Origin of the sequence: Azospirillum brasilense, assembly GCF_022023855.1 — a bacterium.
Classification (GTDB): Bacteria; Pseudomonadota; Alphaproteobacteria; order Azospirillales; family Azospirillaceae; genus Azospirillum; species Azospirillum brasilense_F.
The window spans coordinates 818,752-835,899 of sequence record NZ_CP059451.1 but is presented as its reverse complement, the minus strand read 5'-3'; the positions used below and the strand labels follow the sequence as shown (position 1 = coordinate 835,899).

General features: G+C 66.2%; 15 protein-coding genes and 4 pseudogenes. 9 read left to right on the top strand and 10 right to left on the bottom strand.

The features are described 5' to 3' along the window. Nucleotides 1–33 precede the first annotated feature (33 nt). Nucleotides 34–507 (bottom strand): lysozyme, encoded by a 474-nt coding sequence (locus H1Q64_RS26515; RefSeq protein WP_237906828.1) that lies wholly within the window; start codon nt 505–507, stop codon nt 34–36. A gap of 254 nt (nt 508–761) precedes the next feature. Here H1Q64_RS26515 and H1Q64_RS26510 point away from each other — a divergent pair, with 254 nt between their 5' ends. Next, a complete protein-coding gene (locus H1Q64_RS26510) occupies nt 762–1,766 on the top strand; it encodes a sensor histidine kinase (protein WP_237906827.1) in 1,005 nt (334 codons plus the stop codon). Nucleotides 1,767–1,834: 68 nt separating this feature from the next. On the opposite strand, the gene H1Q64_RS26505 is transcribed toward H1Q64_RS26510, so the two are convergent. From H1Q64_RS26505 to H1Q64_RS26495, 3 genes are read right to left on the bottom strand one after another with little or no spacing between them, the layout of a single operon-like run. Continuing rightward, on the bottom strand, nt 1,835–2,077 hold the full coding sequence (locus H1Q64_RS26505; RefSeq protein ID WP_237906826.1) for a hypothetical protein: 243 nt from the start codon (nt 2,075–2,077) through the stop codon (nt 1,835–1,837). Nucleotides 2,078–2,125: 48 nt separating this feature from the next. Continuing rightward, nucleotides 2,126–3,469 carry a sigma-54-dependent transcriptional regulator gene (locus tag H1Q64_RS26500; protein ID WP_237906825.1) on the bottom strand — a complete coding sequence of 448 codons (1,344 nt, stop codon included), beginning with the start codon at nt 3,467–3,469 and terminating at the stop codon, nt 2,126–2,128. Then, nucleotides 3,466–5,127, bottom strand: a complete 1,662-nt coding sequence (locus H1Q64_RS26495; protein WP_237906824.1) for a sensor histidine kinase — start codon at nt 5,125–5,127, stop codon at nt 3,466–3,468. Before H1Q64_RS26495 ends, H1Q64_RS26500 begins: the two co-directional genes overlap by 4 nt. 195 nt (nt 5,128–5,322) lie before the next feature. Here H1Q64_RS26495 and H1Q64_RS26490 point away from each other — a divergent pair, with 195 nt between their 5' ends. The 3 genes from H1Q64_RS26490 to H1Q64_RS26480 are packed head-to-tail and all read left to right on the top strand — an operon-like array spanning nt 5,323 to nt 7,401. After that, entirely contained in the window at nt 5,323–5,694 is a 372-nt protein-coding gene (locus tag H1Q64_RS26490) for a hypothetical protein (protein WP_237906823.1), read from the top strand. Further along, entirely contained in the window at nt 5,691–6,932 is a 1,242-nt protein-coding gene (locus tag H1Q64_RS26485; RefSeq protein WP_237906822.1) for an SDR family oxidoreductase, read from the top strand. Before H1Q64_RS26490 ends, H1Q64_RS26485 begins: the two co-directional genes overlap by 4 nt. Before the next feature lies 1 nt (nt 6,933). Then, nucleotides 6,934–7,401, top strand: a complete 468-nt coding sequence (locus H1Q64_RS26480) for a DUF2269 family protein (protein WP_237906821.1) — start codon at nt 6,934–6,936, stop codon at nt 7,399–7,401. Nucleotides 7,402–7,459: 58 nt separating this feature from the next. On the opposite strand, the pseudogene H1Q64_RS26475 reads toward H1Q64_RS26480, so the two are convergent. Further along, nucleotides 7,460–7,963 (bottom strand): annotated as a pseudogene (locus H1Q64_RS26475) (recombinase family protein); the annotation flags it as partial. Nucleotides 7,964–8,482: 519 nt separating this feature from the next. Between H1Q64_RS26475 and H1Q64_RS26470 the strand changes: the two are divergent. Together H1Q64_RS26470 and H1Q64_RS26465 are read left to right on the top strand one after the other, a co-directional pair. After that, a pseudogene (locus H1Q64_RS26470) lies at nt 8,483–9,064 on the top strand (Tn3 family transposase); the annotation flags it as partial. A gap of 85 nt (nt 9,065–9,149) precedes the next feature. Continuing rightward, the gene (locus tag H1Q64_RS26465) at nt 9,150–9,290 is read left to right on the top strand and encodes a hypothetical protein (RefSeq protein ID WP_237906820.1); all 141 of its coding nucleotides are present in this window, start codon (nt 9,150–9,152) and stop codon (nt 9,288–9,290) included. Nucleotides 9,291–9,313: 23 nt separating this feature from the next. On the opposite strand, the gene H1Q64_RS26460 is transcribed toward H1Q64_RS26465, so the two are convergent. From H1Q64_RS26460 to H1Q64_RS26445, 4 genes and pseudogenes are all read right to left on the bottom strand, one after another. Next, nucleotides 9,314–9,496, bottom strand: a complete 183-nt coding sequence (locus H1Q64_RS26460; protein WP_014197791.1) for a hypothetical protein — start codon at nt 9,494–9,496, stop codon at nt 9,314–9,316. Nucleotides 9,497–9,537: 41 nt separating this feature from the next. Next, on the bottom strand, nt 9,538–9,732 hold the full coding sequence (locus tag H1Q64_RS26455; protein ID WP_237906819.1) for a ComEA family DNA-binding protein: 195 nt from the start codon (nt 9,730–9,732) through the stop codon (nt 9,538–9,540). Between the two features lie 26 nt (nt 9,733–9,758). Beyond that, nucleotides 9,759–10,304, bottom strand: coding sequence for a DUF2267 domain-containing protein (locus H1Q64_RS26450; RefSeq protein ID WP_237906818.1), 546 nt, complete (start codon nt 10,302–10,304; stop codon nt 9,759–9,761). A gap of 54 nt (nt 10,305–10,358) precedes the next feature. Then, a pseudogene (locus H1Q64_RS26445) lies at nt 10,359–10,780 on the bottom strand (YbhB/YbcL family Raf kinase inhibitor-like protein). 968 nt (nt 10,781–11,748) lie between these two features. On the opposite strand from H1Q64_RS26445, the pseudogene H1Q64_RS26440 reads away from it, so the two are divergent. The 3 genes and pseudogenes from H1Q64_RS26440 to H1Q64_RS26430 form a co-directional block, all read left to right on the top strand. Further along, nucleotides 11,749–14,367, top strand: a pseudogene (locus tag H1Q64_RS26440) (ATP-binding protein); the annotation flags it as partial. Continuing rightward, nucleotides 14,279–15,442: a response regulator gene (locus tag H1Q64_RS26435; protein WP_330874619.1), complete on the top strand. Its 1,164-nt coding sequence runs from the start codon at nt 14,279–14,281 to the stop codon at nt 15,440–15,442. The pseudogene H1Q64_RS26440 and the gene H1Q64_RS26435, both read left to right, overlap by 89 nt. 146 nt (nt 15,443–15,588) lie before the next feature. Continuing rightward, complete coding sequence (locus H1Q64_RS26430; RefSeq protein WP_237906816.1) at nt 15,589–16,272, top strand: helix-turn-helix domain-containing protein; 684 nt, start codon at nt 15,589–15,591, stop codon at nt 16,270–16,272. 151 nt (nt 16,273–16,423) lie between these two features. Here H1Q64_RS26430 and H1Q64_RS26425 read toward each other — a convergent pair whose 3' ends face one another. Then, nucleotides 16,424–17,140: a TMEM175 family protein gene (locus H1Q64_RS26425; RefSeq protein ID WP_237906815.1), complete on the bottom strand. Its 717-nt coding sequence runs from the start codon at nt 17,138–17,140 to the stop codon at nt 16,424–16,426. Between the last annotated feature and the right edge of the window lie 8 nt (nt 17,141–17,148).

Here is a 17,148-nt window from a genome sequence, read left to right as displayed (position 1 = left end):
TCCTGGCGTTGGTGAGGGGCTGGCGCCCAAAGATCAGCCCGCCTCGAACATCGCCCTCTCTGGCGCCCGGCGCTTCTTCAGCCCGTCGAGCTGCTTCTTGACGCCGTTGACGGTGGCGTAGACCCACTTCGGGAACTCGGCCCCAGCCCCGACATAGTCGCGCTGGTTCAGCAGGCGCAGCAGTGTCGAGGTCTGCAGGGCGCCGGCCCCCAGGTTGAACACGAAGGAGGGCAAGGCGCCGCGCTGCTGATCGGTCAGCGGCACCGTGACCAGCCGGTCCACCGCTGCAGCGGCATTGGCCATATCGGCGCGCAGGTAGACCTCCGCCTGGAGGCCGTTGATGGTCTGCCCCATCCTGACCCCGGCGGTGTGGCCATAGCCGATGGTCGGGACGCCTGCGGGGCACAGGTAGGCTTCGAGGTACAGGCCTTCGAAGTGGCGGACCAGCGCCAGGGCGTCGGGGTGGGTCTCGCGCGGGATCGCCGCGCCGGAGGGCGTGGTGGTCATGAGTTACTTCCTCATTGGAATTGTTTTAAAGAGCAGCCGCGTTTGGCGTTGCGCCATCTGCCTTCCAGGGCACGGGATTAGCTGAACCTTGGCGGGGTCACGATAGGGAGTGACCAGATCGTCCGGTTCGTGAGAGCGGACCGTGAACGCGGAGGGCGCCTCAGTCCCGCAGCTTTCCAGACAATCCGTTCTGTGACCGAAGACGGCCCTCAGGTGTTGTCCATACCGGTCTGCCGGCTTGATCGGATTAAGGTATGGAAAACCTGCTTCTTCAGTTCCTCCCCAAGGCCCCACAATCGATCTGGGTGCGATATGGGGTTACAGCCGTGATCATCGGTATCACGACGCTGTTACGTTACGTCCTTGAGCCCATCCTAAGCAAATACCCCTTCCTTTTATACATCCCTGCAATTTTCCTGGTCTCACTGCTGTTCGACCGCGCGTCTGGTTTTATCGCCGTTCTCCTATCGGGTGGCTTCGCGGCGTGGTTGTTCATGGAACCGCGGGGTAATCTCTGGATCGCCGATCACGGCGACCAGTTGGCCTTCATGATCTATGTCGGCCTGGGGCTTGGTATCGCCGCGATCACGGAAATGCTGCGCACGACACTCGAGGAGCTGTGCCAGTCCTGGGAAAAGCTGGCCGCGTCAGATCGGGAAAAGGATCTCATGCTGCAGGAGATCCATCACCGCATCCGCAACGATCTCCAGTTGATCTCCGCCCAGCTGACCTTGGCGGCCATGCGGCCGGAAAACGCTCAAGCGATGATGCAAGGGACCATTGAGCGCATCAATGTGTTGGCGCGCATCTATGGCCGCCTGCGCCGGGTCGATGGGGCCAGCATCGTGAACGTAAAGGAGTTTCTGGAGAGCTTGGTGGAGGACCTCCAGCTGGGCATGGTGGGCGTCCGACCGATTGCCCTGAGCGCCCGCTCGGACAGCGTGGACTTGGACATGAACACGGCTGTCGCCGTCGGCACCATTGCCAACGAACTCGTTACCAACGCGGTCAAGTACGCCTTCCCCGATGCGCAGGCAGGCTGGGTTGATCTCTCGTTTCGGCAGGAGGCAGACGAGTACGTTCTGTGCGTCAGCGACAACGGCGTCGGGTTCACCTCGAACCAGCCGAAAGGGACAGGTCTCGGGCGTCAGATCGTGCAGCAGCTGGCGTTGCAGCTTCGAGGCAAGCTGGACATACAGTCCCGGCCGGAAGGTGGGATTCAGGCAATGCTCCGTTTTCCTGTTCCGCGTCCAGGCTAGGCTCCAATCGACACTGCGCTTTCCCGCCTTGCAAGATGGCTGTACGGGGCACTGAGCGGCCGGCTCGTTCAACTTTCCGATGGCCGCTCTCCGGGCACCTGCCGCGCTGTGGGCTTCGCGCCGACCGGCGCCCCGCGGGCTGCCGCTTCAGCGACCGCGGCCTCTTCGGCCAGCCGCTGGTTCGTTGCCATCAGGTTCTCCACCTCGTGCTGGACCCGCACCAGCGCGGTTCGGGCCTCGTCCCGTCCGGTCCGCGCAGAGTTCAGATGCTCGTTGGAAAGCCGCAGTTCGGTTTCGAGTTGCAGCTTCACGGGGGACGGCAACCAAAGCTGCGTAAAGTTCACACAGGCATCGGGTTTTCATAAGTTGGACCGCCGCAGGCCCAGCCGAGTCATCATCTTCAGCAGTCCCACCCGCGACAGGCCGAGCTTGCGGGCGGCGGCGCTATGGTTGTTGCCAGTGGCCGCCAAAGTGGCGGTGATCATCCGGTGCTCCAATTCCGCTACCGCTTCGGCCAGGGTGGCCGGAGGAATTGGGGCAAGTGCGGCGGGATCGCCGCTGCGGGCGAAGGCGAGGTCTGCGGGTGTGACGGCGTTTCCTTCGGCCAGAGCGGCGCCGGATGTCACCACCGCCCGGAGTTCGCGGACATTGCCCGGCCAATCCTGGGCGGCCAGCCATGCCAACGCGTCAGGCGTCAGGCGAAGGGGACAATGCCTGGAGGCGTCTACGAGGAACCGGGTCGCCAGAAGCGCGACGTCCTCCCGGCGTTCCGCCAGGGCCGGCGTCCGTAGGATCAAGCCCTTGAGTCGGTAGTAGAAGTCTTCGCGGAAGGCCCCCTGTGCCACCATCGTCTCCAGGTCACGGTGGGTCGCTGAAACCACGCGGACGTTGGCCGTCAGAACCTGCCGCCCACCGACCGGCGTGTAGGTCCCCTCCTGCAGGAAGCGCAGCAGCTTGACCTGCATGGCCGGCGGCATCTCCCCGACCTCATCAAGGAACAGGGTGCCGCCGTGCGCGGCCGCGACCAGCCCCTGGCGATCCTGATGAGCGCCGGTGAAACTACCCTTCAGATGCCCGAACAACTCGCTTTCCAGCAGTTCCGCCGGAATGGCGCCGCAGTGGACGGCGACGAAGGGGCCGGCGTGGCGTGGACCTGCGGTGTGGAGAGCGCGTGCCACCAGTTCCTTACCACTGCCACTGGGACCCAGCACCATCACCGGCACCTCCGCCGGCCCGATGCGGCGGATCATGTCCTTCAGGCGCTGGATCGCAGGGCTGGCGCCGATGATGCCATCGTCCGGTACGCGGGTTGCACGCAGAGTTGCCACCTTCTGCTCCAACGCGCGCTTGGCCAGAGCCCGGCTGACGACGAAGCGCAGAAGGTCCGGTTCCACCGGTTTGGCCAGGAAGTCCCAGGCTCCTGCCGCCACTGCCCGCAGGGCCAGTTCGTGCTCTGCATGCGCGGTCAACACCACCACCGGCACCGTTGCGAAGATGGGGACCAGAGCCAGTCCTGCCTCTGGCGTGCGTTCGGGCGGCATGACGAGATCCAGCAGCACCAGATCCGGGCGTTCCTGCTGGAAGAGATCGCGAGCCTGGGCTCCGTCGGCGGCGGTGGCCACCGTATGGCCCTGCTTCTCAAGCCACGCCGCGGCAAGGCGGAGGAAGGCGGGCTCATCATCGACAAGGAGAATTTTGCTCATACCGGGAATCTCAAGCGGAAGCAGGTGGACCATCCCGGCCGTTCGGCCAGAGACACAGAACCGCCGTGCGCCGCCATCACCTTGGCGACGATGGCGAGCCCGAGACCGGTTCCATCCTGGCTGCGCGAAACGAAGGGCTGGAACAGCGAGGTGCGGATGTCCGCCGGTATGCCGGGACCGTCGTCGCAGATGTCGATGACCACACCATCGGGATGGCGCTCGGCTGCCACCAGGATGCGGTCACCGGCAGCCCTGGCGTTATCCAGCAGGTTCACCAGAGCCTGCCTCAGGCGCGCGTTGTCAGCGCGCAGCGAAAGCCCTGGGGGGATGTCGGTGGTCACCGAGCCATCGATCTGGGGGAGCGCGTCCACAAGGACAGTCTCCGCCGGGTCCACCCGCCATGGCTTGGCGTAGTCGAGCAGGTCGCGGACCAAGGCGTCCATGCGGCCGAGCTGGATACTGACCTCGCCGCGCGTCTCCGGCGTGGCATCGGCGACCGCCATGGCGATCACGTTCATGGGATTGCGCAGGTCATGCGCGACAGTGGCAGCCAAAGCGCCCAGCTCTGCCAGACGCTGGCGTTCGACAAAAGCCCGCCGCTTGATGAGATCGGCACGGGCCTGCGCGACCAGTTCAGCCAGAACCTCGGCCACCCGGCGCGGCCCCGGTGGAGCATGGACAAGATCGCTCAAATCCTGTTCGCCAGGGTCGAACTCGGCAACGGCGGCATCGCCGGTCAAAGCGACGCGTTGGTGCAGCAGCCGTGCCGCCGTCGTCGTCAGCGCAGTTTCGTCGGTCGCCTCCCCCAGTTCCTGACGCCACCGAGCGAGATCAGCAGCGGTCACATCGCCACCGGGATACACGATGCGGTCCGCCAGCCGGCGGACCGGACCGGCGAGGCCCAGACCACTCAGCAGCGCCACCGCGGTCCAGATGAAAGGCGCGCCGACCCGCTCTGCGGCGAAACCGGCGGTTAGAGCGGAGACTAGGGCGGCCAGTGCGATCAGTAGCCCCCAGCACACTGCCCGGACCGCCCAGCGGTTTACCGCCATCAGCCGATAGCGCAGCACGCCATAGGCCAGCACGGCGAGGTAAAGAGGAAGCACCAGCAACGGCCACGGGTAGGTGTCGATGCCTAGCACTGGAAACGCCAGTCCGCTGACCGACAGCAGGCCGAGGCCGGAAGACAGCAGCACCAGCCCCACCTGATGTCGGCGTACCCCGCTGGCCGTGCGCCACGCGCGCAGCAGCAGCAGGTGTCCGGCGACCGCGAGGACGGCGGTGGTTGCACTCGCCGCCAACCCGGCCCCTTCGTATCGGAACAGCGTGCCAGTACCCGGCCACGGAACGAAGCTCCCGGTTCCGCCGACAATCGCGGCGAGCGCGGCGACCGCCCCCACCCCGTAGGCCCAGCGAACCACCGACCTACCCCATCCCGCCATGAGGGCGGAAAAATGGACGAACAGCGCACCGCCCAGCGGCGCCAGAGCCATCAGCACAGCGCCGAGCCGTCCAGGTATCAGCAGCCCAACCGACCAGCCACCAACCAATAGAAGGAAGGCTGCCAGCGGCCTCGTTCCTGCGATCCCGCCTCCATGACGCCAGAGGAGGATGGCCAAGCCGGCACCTGCCAATGCGCAAAGGCCCATGGCCGCCATCAGTGCTGTCGATGCATCCACCGCAACCACCTCTGAACCCACACGCCGGTGTATCCAACGTTAACAGGCAACCTAACGCAAAGCGCAACCGCGGTTAACACCCGACGCCCATCCAGCCGCGGAAAACAAGGTCGTGCGGTGTGGCACGACCTTTGCCATTCCAGGTCCAGAATCGAATGAACCTGGAGGTCAGTCATGTCATTGGAAACACTGTTTTCAGTATGGGGGGTGGCGCTTCTCCTCGCCGTCGTGGCCTGCGCCGTGATTGTCCGTCCGCTTCTGACCGTGCTGACGGACCTCTGCGGGGGACGAGAGCGGGCGCAGTTCTGGACGGTCTACGCCTGTGCGCTGACCGTGGCGACGCCGTTGCTGGTGGTTTCGACCCCCGGTCTCTTCGATCATGCGGCGGTCGCTGAGGGAAGCGGTCCGGTCCTACAGCGGACCGTCTTCTATGCCCTGGCCGGCATCGTCGTTGCACTGCTGGTGATGGGACGGGCGGTGTGGCGTCCGATAGCCCGCATGTTGCAGGCCCCCCCGGCCGGTCATCACGGGGAGACGCAGTCGTGACATCGGTCCTGATCATCGGCGGCCGCGGCTTCATCGGCCGGCATCTGGCTGCGGCGCTCACCACCGCCGGTCACCGCGTCACTGCCGTTGGCCGTGACGGCATCGATCTGATCCGCGACAACGAGGCCGACCTTGCCGCCAAGCTTGCCGGTCACGGCTTGGTGGTCAACGCCGCCGGGCTGGTGCGCAGCCGTGGCGCCAACAGCATGGCTGCGGTGCACGCCGAAGGGACGGAGCGGCTGATCCACGCATGCTGCACGGCCGCTGTGCCCAGGCTGATCCACCTGTCGGCCCTGGGGGCCGCGCCGGACGGACAGACCGCCTACCAGCGCACGAAGGGGCACGCCGAGACTGTGCTGGCCACCAGCACCGGTCTGGACTGGTGCGTTCTGCGGCCCTCGGTAGTCATCGGCCGTGGCGGTGCCAGCACGGCTCTGTTCTCGGCTCTGGCGGCCTTGCCGCTTCCCATACGCATCGGCCCCGGCACCTGGACGGTCCAGCCCGTGCATGTGGACGACTTGGCCACGCTGGTGGTGCGGCTGGTCTCATGGGTGGGACCGCTGCCCCGCCGCATCGACGTGGTCGGGACCGAACCGATGAGCACGGACACACTCACCACGGCCCTGCGGGCGTGGCTGGACCTGCCGTCGCGGCGCTTTCTGGCGGTCCCCGCATCACTTCTCGGCGTCGTCTCCATCCTGGGTGAGCGGTTGAAGGGCGGGCCGGTCAATCGAGAAACCCTCGCCATGCTGAAGGCGGACAACACCGCCAGCTCTGCGCCGTTCGCCGACATTCTCGGGCGGGCGCCGCAAGCCTTGCCGCAGGCTCTGGCCCGACATTCAGTGTCGGACGCGGATCGCCTGCACGCGCGCCTGTTCTTTGTGCGGCCGATCCTGCGCTGGAGCCTTGCACTGCTATGGATCGTCACGGGCCTGCTGTCGTTCGGTCTGTATCCGTTGGCCGACTCTTATCGTCTGCTGGGCTCAGTGGGGTTGGACGGCCCGTTGGCCACTCTGGCGCTGTTCGGTGGCGCCGGGCTTGACCTGACCCTCGGGTTTCTCCTGCTGGTCGGATGGCGTCCCGTGGCGGTGGGTGGCGCCATGCTCGCCAGCGTGGCAGCGTTCTCGCTGCTCGCCGCCGGCCTGCCAGCGGAACACTGGACGCACCCCTTCGCTCCGCTTCTCAAGAACCTGCCCATCGCTGCGGCGACGCTGGCGATGATGGCCATGGAATCCTGACATGGACGCGACCGCGCTCAAATTCATCCACATCCTCTCGGCCATCCTTCTGTTCGGCACGGGCCTGGGGACGGCCTTCCACGGCATGGCGAGCAACCTGTCGAAGGATGTGCGCGCCATTGCGGTCGCCAACCGCAACGTCGTGCTGGCCGACTGGCTGTTCACCACGCCCGCTGTGGTGATCCAGCCGATCAGCGGCCTATGGCTCGTGCTGGAGCAGGGATGGCCGCTCACCTCCGGTTGGATCGTGCTCACACTGGTGCTCTACGCTGTCGCCGGCGCGTGCTGGCTGCCGGTGGTTTGGCTACAACTCCGCATGCGGCGCATGGCCGAGGACGCCGTTGCCGCCGGGACCGACCTGCCGCCGCTGTATCACCGCTTTTTCCGCATTTGGTTCGCGCTCGGTTGGCCCGCCTTCGCGGCGATGGTGGCAATCGTCGGGTTGATGGTTTTCAAACCCGAATTCTGATCGGGTCGGTCGGCAAGCTCCCAGCCACGATGAAACGTCTACACTCCATGCCATCGCGTCATCCATGTCGCCGTTCGAGCAACTTGCGGCCGTCCTCTCGCAAAGAGCCGTCGGGTCCGACATGACGGTAGAGCGTCTGCCGGGTGACGCCCAGTTCCCGGCACAGCTCGTTCACCTTCGTTTCCGGTTTGCCCATGGCCGCCATGGCGAGTCGCAGCTTCGCCACGGTCATCTTGAACTTCCGCCCGCCCGTCCGGCCGCGGGCGCGGGCGCCGGCCAAGCCGGCGCGGGTCCGTTCGGCGATGAGTTCGCGTTCGAACTCGGCCAGGGCGGCAAAGATGCCGAACACCAGCTTGCCGGATGCCGTCGTCGTGTCGATGGCGGCGCCGTGGCCGGTCAGCACCCTCAGCCCGATGCCGCGCACGGTCAGATCATGCACCGTGTTGACCAGATGGCGCAGGTCGCGGCCGAGGCGGTCGAGCTTCCACACCACCAGGGTATCACCGGCGCGCAACGCCTTGAGGTACGCCGCCAATCCGGGACGGTCGTCATCCGGCGCCGAACAGTCACGCAATCGGTCTCGCAGACTATGACATGCAAACGGTCCGTGAATAGAATAAGTGACAGACTGGGTTGGCCGATGGCGCTCCCGGATCCGCGACCTTGGATTTTCCGCGATGCCACTGATCCAGGACACCGCTTATCCGCGCTTGGCGGCGTCGCCCGGCATGGCGGAACTGGCCGGCTTCACGCCGACGGCGGCGGAGATGGTCTTCGTCGTTGGCCGCACCCGGCGGGCGGGACCGCGTGAAGACCGAACCGAAGCGGCCGACCCCGCGCCACCTGCAGGATTTCCTGCGCCATCTCGATTGGCTGCGCGAGCAGGGCGCCGACACCGCGGTGTTCGCCGAGGTCCCGGACGCCAAGGTTCGCCGCCGAGGCGCGCTGCCTCCCCGACAACGAGCACGTCGAGATCGTAAACGGCGAGCCGGTCCTGAAGCGCCTGCGCGCCAAGCCCGAGCCCGCTGGCGCTGCCGACTTGGAGCGTCAGCTGAAGGAGCGGCTCGCTCCGGTCGATCTGGTGGACGCCTTGGCCGACACCGAGCACTGGCTGAACTGGACCCGCCACTTCGGCCCGATTTCCGGCTTCGACGCCCGGATCGAGCGACCGCAGGAACGGTACCTCGCCACCGTCTTCTGCTACGGCTGCAAGCTGGGCCCATCCTAGGCTGCGCGCTCCATGAAGGACTTGGACCGGCGGCAGATCGCCTTCCTCAACCAGCGGCACATCACCGAAGACGCGCTGGACGCCGCGATCGCCACCGTGATCGACGCCTACGCCAGCTTCGATCTACCGCGGCACTGGGGGGCGGGGCGATCGGCCTCGGCTGATGGCACGCAGTGAAATCTCCATCCACAGAGCCTGATGTTCGAGTACCACATCCGCTACGGCGGCTATGGCGGCATCGGCTATTGCTTGGTGTCGGACACCTACATCGCCCTGTTCTCCCGCTTCATTGCCTGCGGTGCCTGGGAGTGCAACCACATCCTGGACTTCGTCACCGAGAGCCGGTCGGCTCTCCAGCCCGACACCCTTCATGCCGATACCCAGGGGCAAAGCGCCCCGATCTTCGGTTTGGCTCACTTGCTCGGCATCCAGCTGATACCGCGGATCCGCAACTGGCAGGACCTGCACTTCTACCGACCGGACAGGCGGGGAAATCCGCTTCGACAACCCGCGTCTGCCGTTGCTCCTCGATGCCGTGCAGTTGAGTGGCGTGTCGCTCGGCCCGGCCTGCGCGGACGTGTCGTTCTGCCGGCACGGCGCGCAGGTTGCGGTTTCCGTACTCAAGCGGACCGGAAACCTCCGGATCATCACCGCCATCTGAAGGGCCGGGCGAACGGTCGACGATCAGCTCTTGACGCTGGTGTTCGGGTTCCGCTTGTCCTCGGGCGTGATCGGCCCCTTGCGGCCCTTCGACCCGCCGTTCCATTCCTGCGCCTGACGGATGTGATCACCGCCGTCCCGGTCGTTCGGCCGGCTCTTGCTGCCGCTGACGGCCTTGCGACGGAGATGGTCGTCGTCTTCGGTCATGGTTGTCTCCTCTCAAAGTCTGTTCAATATCCGTCTGCGTCTCACACCTCGACCCGGTCGAGCAGGTCGCCAATGGTGACGCCCGGCAGTGTCGTGGCAAGGGCGATCTCTTCGACGCGGCGAAAGCGGCCGTGCGTCTTGCGGTAGTCGCTGATGGCGGCGGCCTGCTCTTCGCCGATGCCCGGGATCGACAGCAACTGTTCCTTGCTCGCGCGGTTGAGGTCGACTTTCAACATCCTGTTCATGGCTCCCTCGCAACGCATCAGCGCGACACCTCCGTCGGCGGCGTCGGCGAGGCCCGGCCGGCATCCTCGTCGAGGACCGTCCCACGGTCGATTTCCACCAGCGTCACCGCAGCTTCCACAATGGCGCTGCGCTCCGCGCGCGGAGGGGTCCACAGGGCGCGCAGTTCCGTGGGAAGCTGCCGGATGACATCGTCGATTTCGCCCGGCGAAACATGGCGGGCGAGCAGCGCGAAGACGCACCGCGTCGCCAGGTCCGGATCGATCTCCTCGTGGCCGGCAGCCCGGTCGCGCACGCCGTCCAGGAATTCCTGGACGGTCCGCACCCGTGTGGGGTTGGCCGCGGGTTTCCAGCTGTTGAAATACAGGCCGCAGATGAGCATCGGCAGTTGCGCCGCGAGCTGTGCCGCCTCATCGACCGTCAGCCGGTCGCGCAGTTCGTGGAGAACGGCCCGCAGGGACGCATAGGCGGTGTCCTTGCTCGCGGCCTGCATCTCCTCGCGGAGTTCGTTGAGCCAGATGTCGGCTTCCTGGACCGTCCGGTTGATCGCGGCTGGCCTGTCCATTCTTGTCCTCCTTATCGGCTGTTGCGTTCTTTGCGGCTTTGGCGGGCCGAAGCGCTAGTGCGCGTAGGTGCCGACCAGTTCGGCTTCGCCCAGCAGATGTTTGCCGGCCTCCTTGCGCACCTCGTCGACCGTCGCGTTGGGCCCCAGGCCGAGCGCGTCCACGTCCAACGCCATCAGGAGGAAGCGGTAATGATGCGCGGCGTGCCCGCGGGGGGACTGGGGCCGTCGTAATGCGCGTGGCCATAATCGTTGATCCCGTGCCCCAGGCTTTCGGTCTTGGCGCCCGCGGTGACGCCCTCGGGCAGGCGGTCGCGCTCGCCGGCTACGTTGTAGACGGCCCAATGATGGAAAACGCCGCGTGGCGCATCGGGGTCGTCGACGATCAGGGCATAGCTGCGGGTGCCGGCGGGGGCATCCCTCCATTCCAGCGGTGGCGAGATGTTGTCGCCCTCCGCCGTGTACCTCGACGGGATCATCTGCCCGTTCGGAAAGGCCGGGCTGTACAAAGCGAATGGCATGCTACCGGTTCCCCGTGTTTTCGCCGCGCGATGCGTCTCGTTCCTGCGGCTGATCCGGAACCTCTCTGCGGACAGCCTGCCGTTGCTGGAACTCGGAGGAGGGCTTCACCTCGGCGGAGGCACCCGGTGCCTCACGCAGCCATTCTCGCTTCACGCAAACGCCCATTGGAATCTCCCAAACGTGCCTGTCGACTGAGATCCTCCGGCCCACCGTGGGGTGGTGGGCCGGAGGTCCGCGGTCGAGCTCTCCGCCGGTGGAGGGGCCTTCAGCGGCGGTGTGCAGATCATGCTTCGGAGGCGACCGTCACCCTCGACGGCGCGGCAGTGGGTTCGAGGAACGCCGAGATTGACGCCGCTGGACGAGGTCGCTGCACACTCGCTCTCCCATATTCAGCCACGAAGTATCGTGCCGCATCGCCGGTCGGCCATCCGGCGTGTGCCTAAGGGAGATCCCTTACCGACGGCCTCAGTGATGCTGCACGACAGGCGCTTCCACGAGAGCGGCCACTAACAGTTCGGACAGCGGGCAGCCGTCGTGCGGCTCAGCGCTTTACTGAGCCATCCATGCTCGATTCCTTGCACATGCCGGTGCCGGTGAACGCAGGACGCGATGATGCGAATTGGCGGATGTGGACGCGCACGGCTCAACGTCGATCCGCTCGACAGCCAGCGTATCGATGAGCAGGGACGCGCTAATCCGAAAGCTCCGCTTCCTGATCGGCAGCTCGGCATGCAATGCCGCTGCCGCATCCAGCACGCCCAGTAGTCGCGAATCGAAATTATTCACTCGACGCCTACTCTTTTAGGACACTTCGGACGTCTTGGCTCCTCTTGCTATTGGGGTAGGAACTTTTTCGGCGGCGGAAAGTTAACGAAACGACCATCTCCCGCCTCGTGGTCGTCCACCGCACACGGGGGAAACCGCCATGATCTCAGCGTCATCGTCACAGGATCCCCTAGGGTTTCTCCGCGGCGGGGGAGAGCTTGGCGCGCTGATGCGCGCAAAGGACTGGTCGGCACATCCGCTTGGACCACCCGAGACCTGGACCCAGAGCATCAAGACCGCCGTCAGCCTTTGCCTGAACTCCCGCTTCCCGATCCTGCTCTGGCTTGGCCCCGAACTCCGCATCGTCTACAACAACGCCTACATCCCGTTCCTCGGCGAGACGAAGCATCCGGCCATGCTCGGCGCCCCCGGGCGCGAGGCTTGGAGCGAGATCTGGCCGGCCATCGGCCCGATGCACGACGAGGTCCGGGCCGGGCGAGCAACCTGGGTCGAAGACCTCCAGTTCTTCTTCGCCCGGCGGCTGCCGCTCGAAGAGGTCTATATCACCTTCAGCTACAGCCCGATCCTGGCGCAGGATGCCCGTACGCTCGAAGGGGTCTTCTGTGTCTGCACGGAGACCACCGAGAGGGTGCTCGGGGAGCGGCGGCTCTCGACCCTGCGCGACCTCGGCCTACGGGTGTCCGAGCAACGCACGGTCGACGCCGCCTGTCGGAAGGCAGTCGAGGTTCTGGATGCCAACCCCTTGGACATCCCGTTCGCGGCCATCTATCTTCTGGATGAGGATGGCGCGACCGCTCGCCGGATCGCGGGGGCGCGGCTGCCCGATGATCCATCGACGTTCCCAGAGGTTTTTCCGCTCTCCGGACCTGCCGCGCACCAGCCTTGGCCATTGGCCGCGGTCGCACGGACGCAGAAGGCCGTGGAGGTGCGCGACCTCCCGAGCCGCGGCAGCATATTTACCGCCCCCCTATGGCCCGACCTCGTCCAAACCGCCCTCATCCTTCCTTTGGAGATGCAGAGCCAATCGGCCTTGGCGGGGTTCTTCCTTGTCGGGATCAGCCCGCGACGCGTTCTGGACGCGGATTACCGCAGCTTTCTTGCCCTGGTGGCGGGGCACATTGCGGGCGGTGTTGCGGATGCACGGGCTTTCGAAAGCGAACGCCGGCGCGCGGAGGCGCTTGCGGACATCGATCGGGCCAAAACGATATTCTTTTCCAACGTCAGCCACGAGTTCCGCACGCCGTTCACCCTGATGATAAGCCCCCTTGAGGAGTTGCTGGCCAAGCCCGAGGGCGAGTTGCCGGAGGACGGCCGGGTTCTGGTGACGATGGCCCATCGCAACAGCCTGCGTCTGCTCAAGCTCGTGAACGTGCTGCTCGACTTTTCCCGCATCGAAGCGGGCCGGGCGCAGGTGGCCTACGAGCCGACGGACCTTTCGCGCTTCACCGCGGAACTGGCATCGACCTTCGGCTCGATCTGCGAACGCGCCGGCTTGCGGTTCGACATCGCCTGCCCGCCGCTTCCGCAACCGGTCCATGTGGACCGGGACATGTGGGAGAAGATCGTCCTCAACCTGCTCTCCAACGCCATCAAGTATACCTTCGAAGGCGGGATCACCGTGCGCATGACCGCGATGGTTGACGGCGTCGCGCTGCGGGTCAGCGACACCGGAATCGGCATCCCAACCGCGGACCTGCCACAGGTCTTCAAGCGCTTTCACCGCGTCGAGGGCCAGAGAGGCCGCTCGTTCGAGGGCAGCGGCATCGGCTTGGCGCTCGTGCAGGAACTGGTCCATCTGCATGGAGGCACAATCACGGCCGAGAGCAAGGTCGGCCGTGGCACGACGTTCACGGTTGCCCTGCCGTTCGGGACAGGCCCCCCGCCGGCGGAGCGGGTCGGGGTTTCGCACCCCCAGTCGCTCACCTCCGCGCGAGCGGCCGCCTACGTCGCGGAGGCGCTGCGATGGCTGCCCGGCGATGACCCCGCAGACGGGATGCCGCGCCTTCCCGGCGAGGTGGCGGGTGCAGCGCGCTCCAAGAAACGCGCAAGGATTCTGCTGGCTGACGACAACGCCGACATGCGGGACTACCTGATCCGCCTGCTGTCGGCGCACTGGGACGTCGTGGCGGTCCCGGATGGCCAGGAGGCGCTGGAGGCGGCGCGGCGGCGCAGGCCCGACCTCGTGCTGTCGGACGTGATGATGCCCCGCCTGAGCGGGGTGGACCTGGTGACCGCTCTGCGGCGGGAACCGAAGCTCGCGGACGTGCCGATCATTCTTCTGTCCGCACGCGCCGGCGCGGAGGCCCAGGCGGAGGGGCTCGCCGCCGGAGCCGACGACTATCTCATCAAACCGTTCGCCGCCCGCGAACTGCTGGCCCGGGTGAATGCCGCCCTTGCCCTGTCACGGCAGCGCCACGACGCGGCCGACCGCGTACGCCGAAGCGAAGCGCGGCTGAGGGCGGCTGTCGATCTCGTCGGCATGACGCTTTATTCCTGGGACCCGACGACCGACGCCCTGGATTGGGATGCGCGCCTCAAGGCCATGTGGGGCCTGCCTCCCGAGGCCCATGTGGATATGAACATCTTTCTCGGAGCGATTCACCCGGACGACCGGCCGCGCGTCGAAGCGGCCATTGCGCACTGCCTCGATCCCCGAGGCGACGGCGTCTATGCCATCGCTTACCGCGTCATCGGAATCGAGGACGGGATCGAGCGGTGGATCTCCACGCACGGCCAAACCGTCTTCAATGCGGGGCGACCCGTCGGATTCATCGGGGCCGCGCTTGACATCACCGCGCGCAAGCGGGCGGAAGATGACCTGCGCGAGAGCGAAGAGCGCTTCCGGCAATTCGCCGCGCACTCCGCCAGCGTGCTCTGGATCGTCGATGTCAGGACCATGCGCATGGAATACCTCAGTCCCGCCTACGAGCTGGTCTGGGGAGAGCCGCCGGACGCGATGCTGCGGGACTGGCGTCCTCACTGGCTCGGGACCGTGCACCCGGAGGATCGGGAAGCTTGCAAGCGACGCGATGGACCGTGTCCTGCAGGGCGAGACGGTCGACCAGGAGTACCGCATCGTCCGGGGCAACGGCTCGGTGCGCTGGATTCGCGACACCTTCTTCGCCATCCGCGGCGAGGGCAGCCGGATACGGCGCATTGCCGGCATCGCCCAGGACATCACGAACCACAGCGGGTCGCTGATCTACGTGGTCGATGCCGAGGAAGCGACTCATCGAGAGCTGCCCCTTTTGCTGCGAGGCGTTGGGTACGACGTGAAGACTTTCACGTCCACGCGGGCCTTCCTCGAGATGGCGCCGGCGCTGATACCCGGCTGCGTGCTGCTCGACATCAGGGCGCCGGAGATGGGTGGCTTGGCGGTCCCGAGGGAACTCCGGGCACGACGGATCCACCTCCCCGTGATCGTCGTGGGCAGCTGTGATGGAGACATCAGCTTGGCGGTGCGGGCCATGAAGGCGGGCGCGGTGGATTTCCTGGAGGTGCCTTACGAGCACGAGGCGCTGCTGGCCGCGGTGGCGTCTGCCTTGGCCGACATCCGGGACACGGCGGAACGCTGCAGCGTCGCGGAAATCGCGCGGGCGCGCATTGCGGACATGTCCACCCGTGAACGGGCGGTGCTGGAAGGGCTGCTCGCCGGCGGTACGAACAAGACCATGGCCAGGGATCTCGGGATCAGCCCGCGCACGGTGGAGAACCACCGGGCCCACGTGATGGAGCGGCTCGGCGCACGTACCCTGCCCGAGGCCGTGCTCATGGCCGCGGCGGCAGGCCTGCGCGCCCCGCTCCGGACGCAGGACGAAACGCAGGAGGAGTAGGGTCACGCCGTAGGGATGTGCCGGATTGCGGCGCCCCGATCCCATCGTGATATTGCACATCGTCTTGCAGCTGGTGGCGCAGCCGCGTTCCGACTGCAACGTCTCGACAGCTCGATCGGTCTCGACAGGCACGAGGAGCCGCCTTCATGCATGTTTCCAGCCAGCTTTGCCACGACCAGCCCACGGGGCATCGCCATTACCCTGGCGATGTTCTGAGTTCGCTGGCGATGACCACGCGCTACGGCCGCGGGCAGGAGATCTATACCCAGGATCACCCGGCCGAGCACTGGTACCGCGTCGTTTCCGGCGCGGCGCGGCGCTTTACCGTTCAGGTCAACGGACGGCGGCAAATCGTGGACTTCCTGCTGCCCGGCGATTTTTTCGGCCTTGCATCCCGGAACGTGCATCTCTTCGCCGTCGAGGCGATCGTGGAGGGCACGGTCGTGGCCGCCTACCCACGCGAGCGCGCCGAGGCCCTTGCCGACGCCAACCCCCACCTCGGACGGGAAATCCGTACCGTGACGGCTGCGGAAATTGCCCGTCTGCAGACGAGGATTCTCATCCTTGGGCGGATCGGCTCGCTGGGAAAGGTCAGTGCCTTTCTCCTCGAGATGGCGGAGCGCCTGTCCAGCAGGACCCAGGCCAGCAAAACCGGGGAAGGGATTCTCCTGCCGATGTCGCGCTACGACATCGCCGATTATCTCACCCTGTCGGTCGAGACGGTGAGCCGCGCCTTGACCAGCCTCAAGCAACGCGGCGCCATCAGGCTCGTGGGCACCCGCCGCGTCAAGATCATCCATTACGACGCCCTCGAGGACAGCGACGAATAGACTGGGCGCTCCGATGGCGCATTGGCCATGTCCACAGGAGGGCTGGCCCTCGGCGAGCCGCTGAGGAAGGCTGGAGGGCAGCGGCGGTCCGAGGAGTGCGGCAAGCGGAACCGTGCACGTCCCCTGAGCGATGACGGTGCCGTGCCGCAGCTCAGGTCTTCGCCGCCTGGCGCACCCGTCGCGCCCGCCGCACCCGCATCCATCGCACGACGGAAGGACCGGGCAGCGCGTAGTAGAACAGCAGAAGCATGTACATGCCCACGCTGAGGTACGGGGCCACGTACGCAAGCCCGAAGGCAACCCCGTAGAACAGCGGCACCATTTCCCAATGCCACCCGAGCGCGTGCAGCCGGTGGGGATCGGCACGCGCGTCCACCAACCCCGCGCGCAGCGCGTGCTGCCAGATCGCGCTGAAGAAGATCCCCGCACCGGCGAGTGCGGCGCTGTAGATGAGCGCGGCCAGCCGGAGTTCCGCTTCACCGGCGCGGGCGTATTCCGCGAGCAGCGCCGTGGTGAATGGCAGCACCGCCACGCAGAGCAGGAGCAGGAGGTTGCAGACCAGAAGGACGTGATCGCTGCGGCGGATATGATGGAACATCGTGTGATGGTTGGCCCAGACCACCCCGACCTGCAAAAAGCTCAGGACGTACGCCACATAGACCGGCCATTGCTTCAGCAGCGCGGCAGCAAGAGGTTCTCCATGCAGCGTGGCCTCGCGCGGCACGCGGACGTCGAGCACCAACAGCGTGATGATGATGGCGAACACGCCGTCGCTGAATCCCTCCAGGCGCGCCGGCGATGGCGTTTCTTCGAATGGTGGGATCCCGTCCGAATGGAAGCTGGAAGCTGCGGTGCGACGCTGATCCATGGTGGGCT

Excerpts from the sequence above, each read along its gene's own strand:
- H1Q64_RS26515 (WP_237906828.1), bottom strand. The coding sequence starts at position 507 with ATGACCACCACGCCCTCCGGCGCGGCGATCCCGCGCGAGACCCACCCC.
- H1Q64_RS26510 (WP_237906827.1), top strand. The coding sequence starts at position 762 with ATGGAAAACCTGCTTCTTCAGTTCCTCCCCAAGGCCCCACAATCGATC.
- H1Q64_RS26500 (WP_237906825.1), bottom strand. The coding sequence starts at position 3,469 with ATGAGCAAAATTCTCCTTGTCGATGATGAGCCCGCCTTCCTCCGCCTT.
- H1Q64_RS26495 (WP_237906824.1), bottom strand. The coding sequence starts at position 5,127 with ATGGCGGCCATGGGCCTTTGCGCATTGGCAGGTGCCGGCTTGGCCATC.
- H1Q64_RS26490 (WP_237906823.1), top strand. The coding sequence starts at position 5,323 with ATGTCATTGGAAACACTGTTTTCAGTATGGGGGGTGGCGCTTCTCCTC.
- H1Q64_RS26480 (WP_237906821.1), top strand. The coding sequence starts at position 6,934 with ATGGACGCGACCGCGCTCAAATTCATCCACATCCTCTCGGCCATCCTT.
- H1Q64_RS26460 (WP_014197791.1), bottom strand. The coding sequence starts at position 9,496 with ATGACCGAAGACGACGACCATCTCCGTCGCAAGGCCGTCAGCGGCAGC.
- H1Q64_RS26455 (WP_237906819.1), bottom strand. The coding sequence starts at position 9,732 with ATGTTGAAAGTCGACCTCAACCGCGCGAGCAAGGAACAGTTGCTGTCG.
- H1Q64_RS26450 (WP_237906818.1), bottom strand. The coding sequence starts at position 10,304 with ATGGACAGGCCAGCCGCGATCAACCGGACGGTCCAGGAAGCCGACATC.
- H1Q64_RS26435 (WP_330874619.1), top strand. The coding sequence starts at position 14,279 with ATGCCATCGCTTACCGCGTCATCGGAATCGAGGACGGGATCGAGCGGT.
- H1Q64_RS26430 (WP_237906816.1), top strand. The coding sequence starts at position 15,589 with ATGCATGTTTCCAGCCAGCTTTGCCACGACCAGCCCACGGGGCATCGC.
- H1Q64_RS26425 (WP_237906815.1), bottom strand. The coding sequence starts at position 17,140 with ATGGATCAGCGTCGCACCGCAGCTTCCAGCTTCCATTCGGACGGGATC.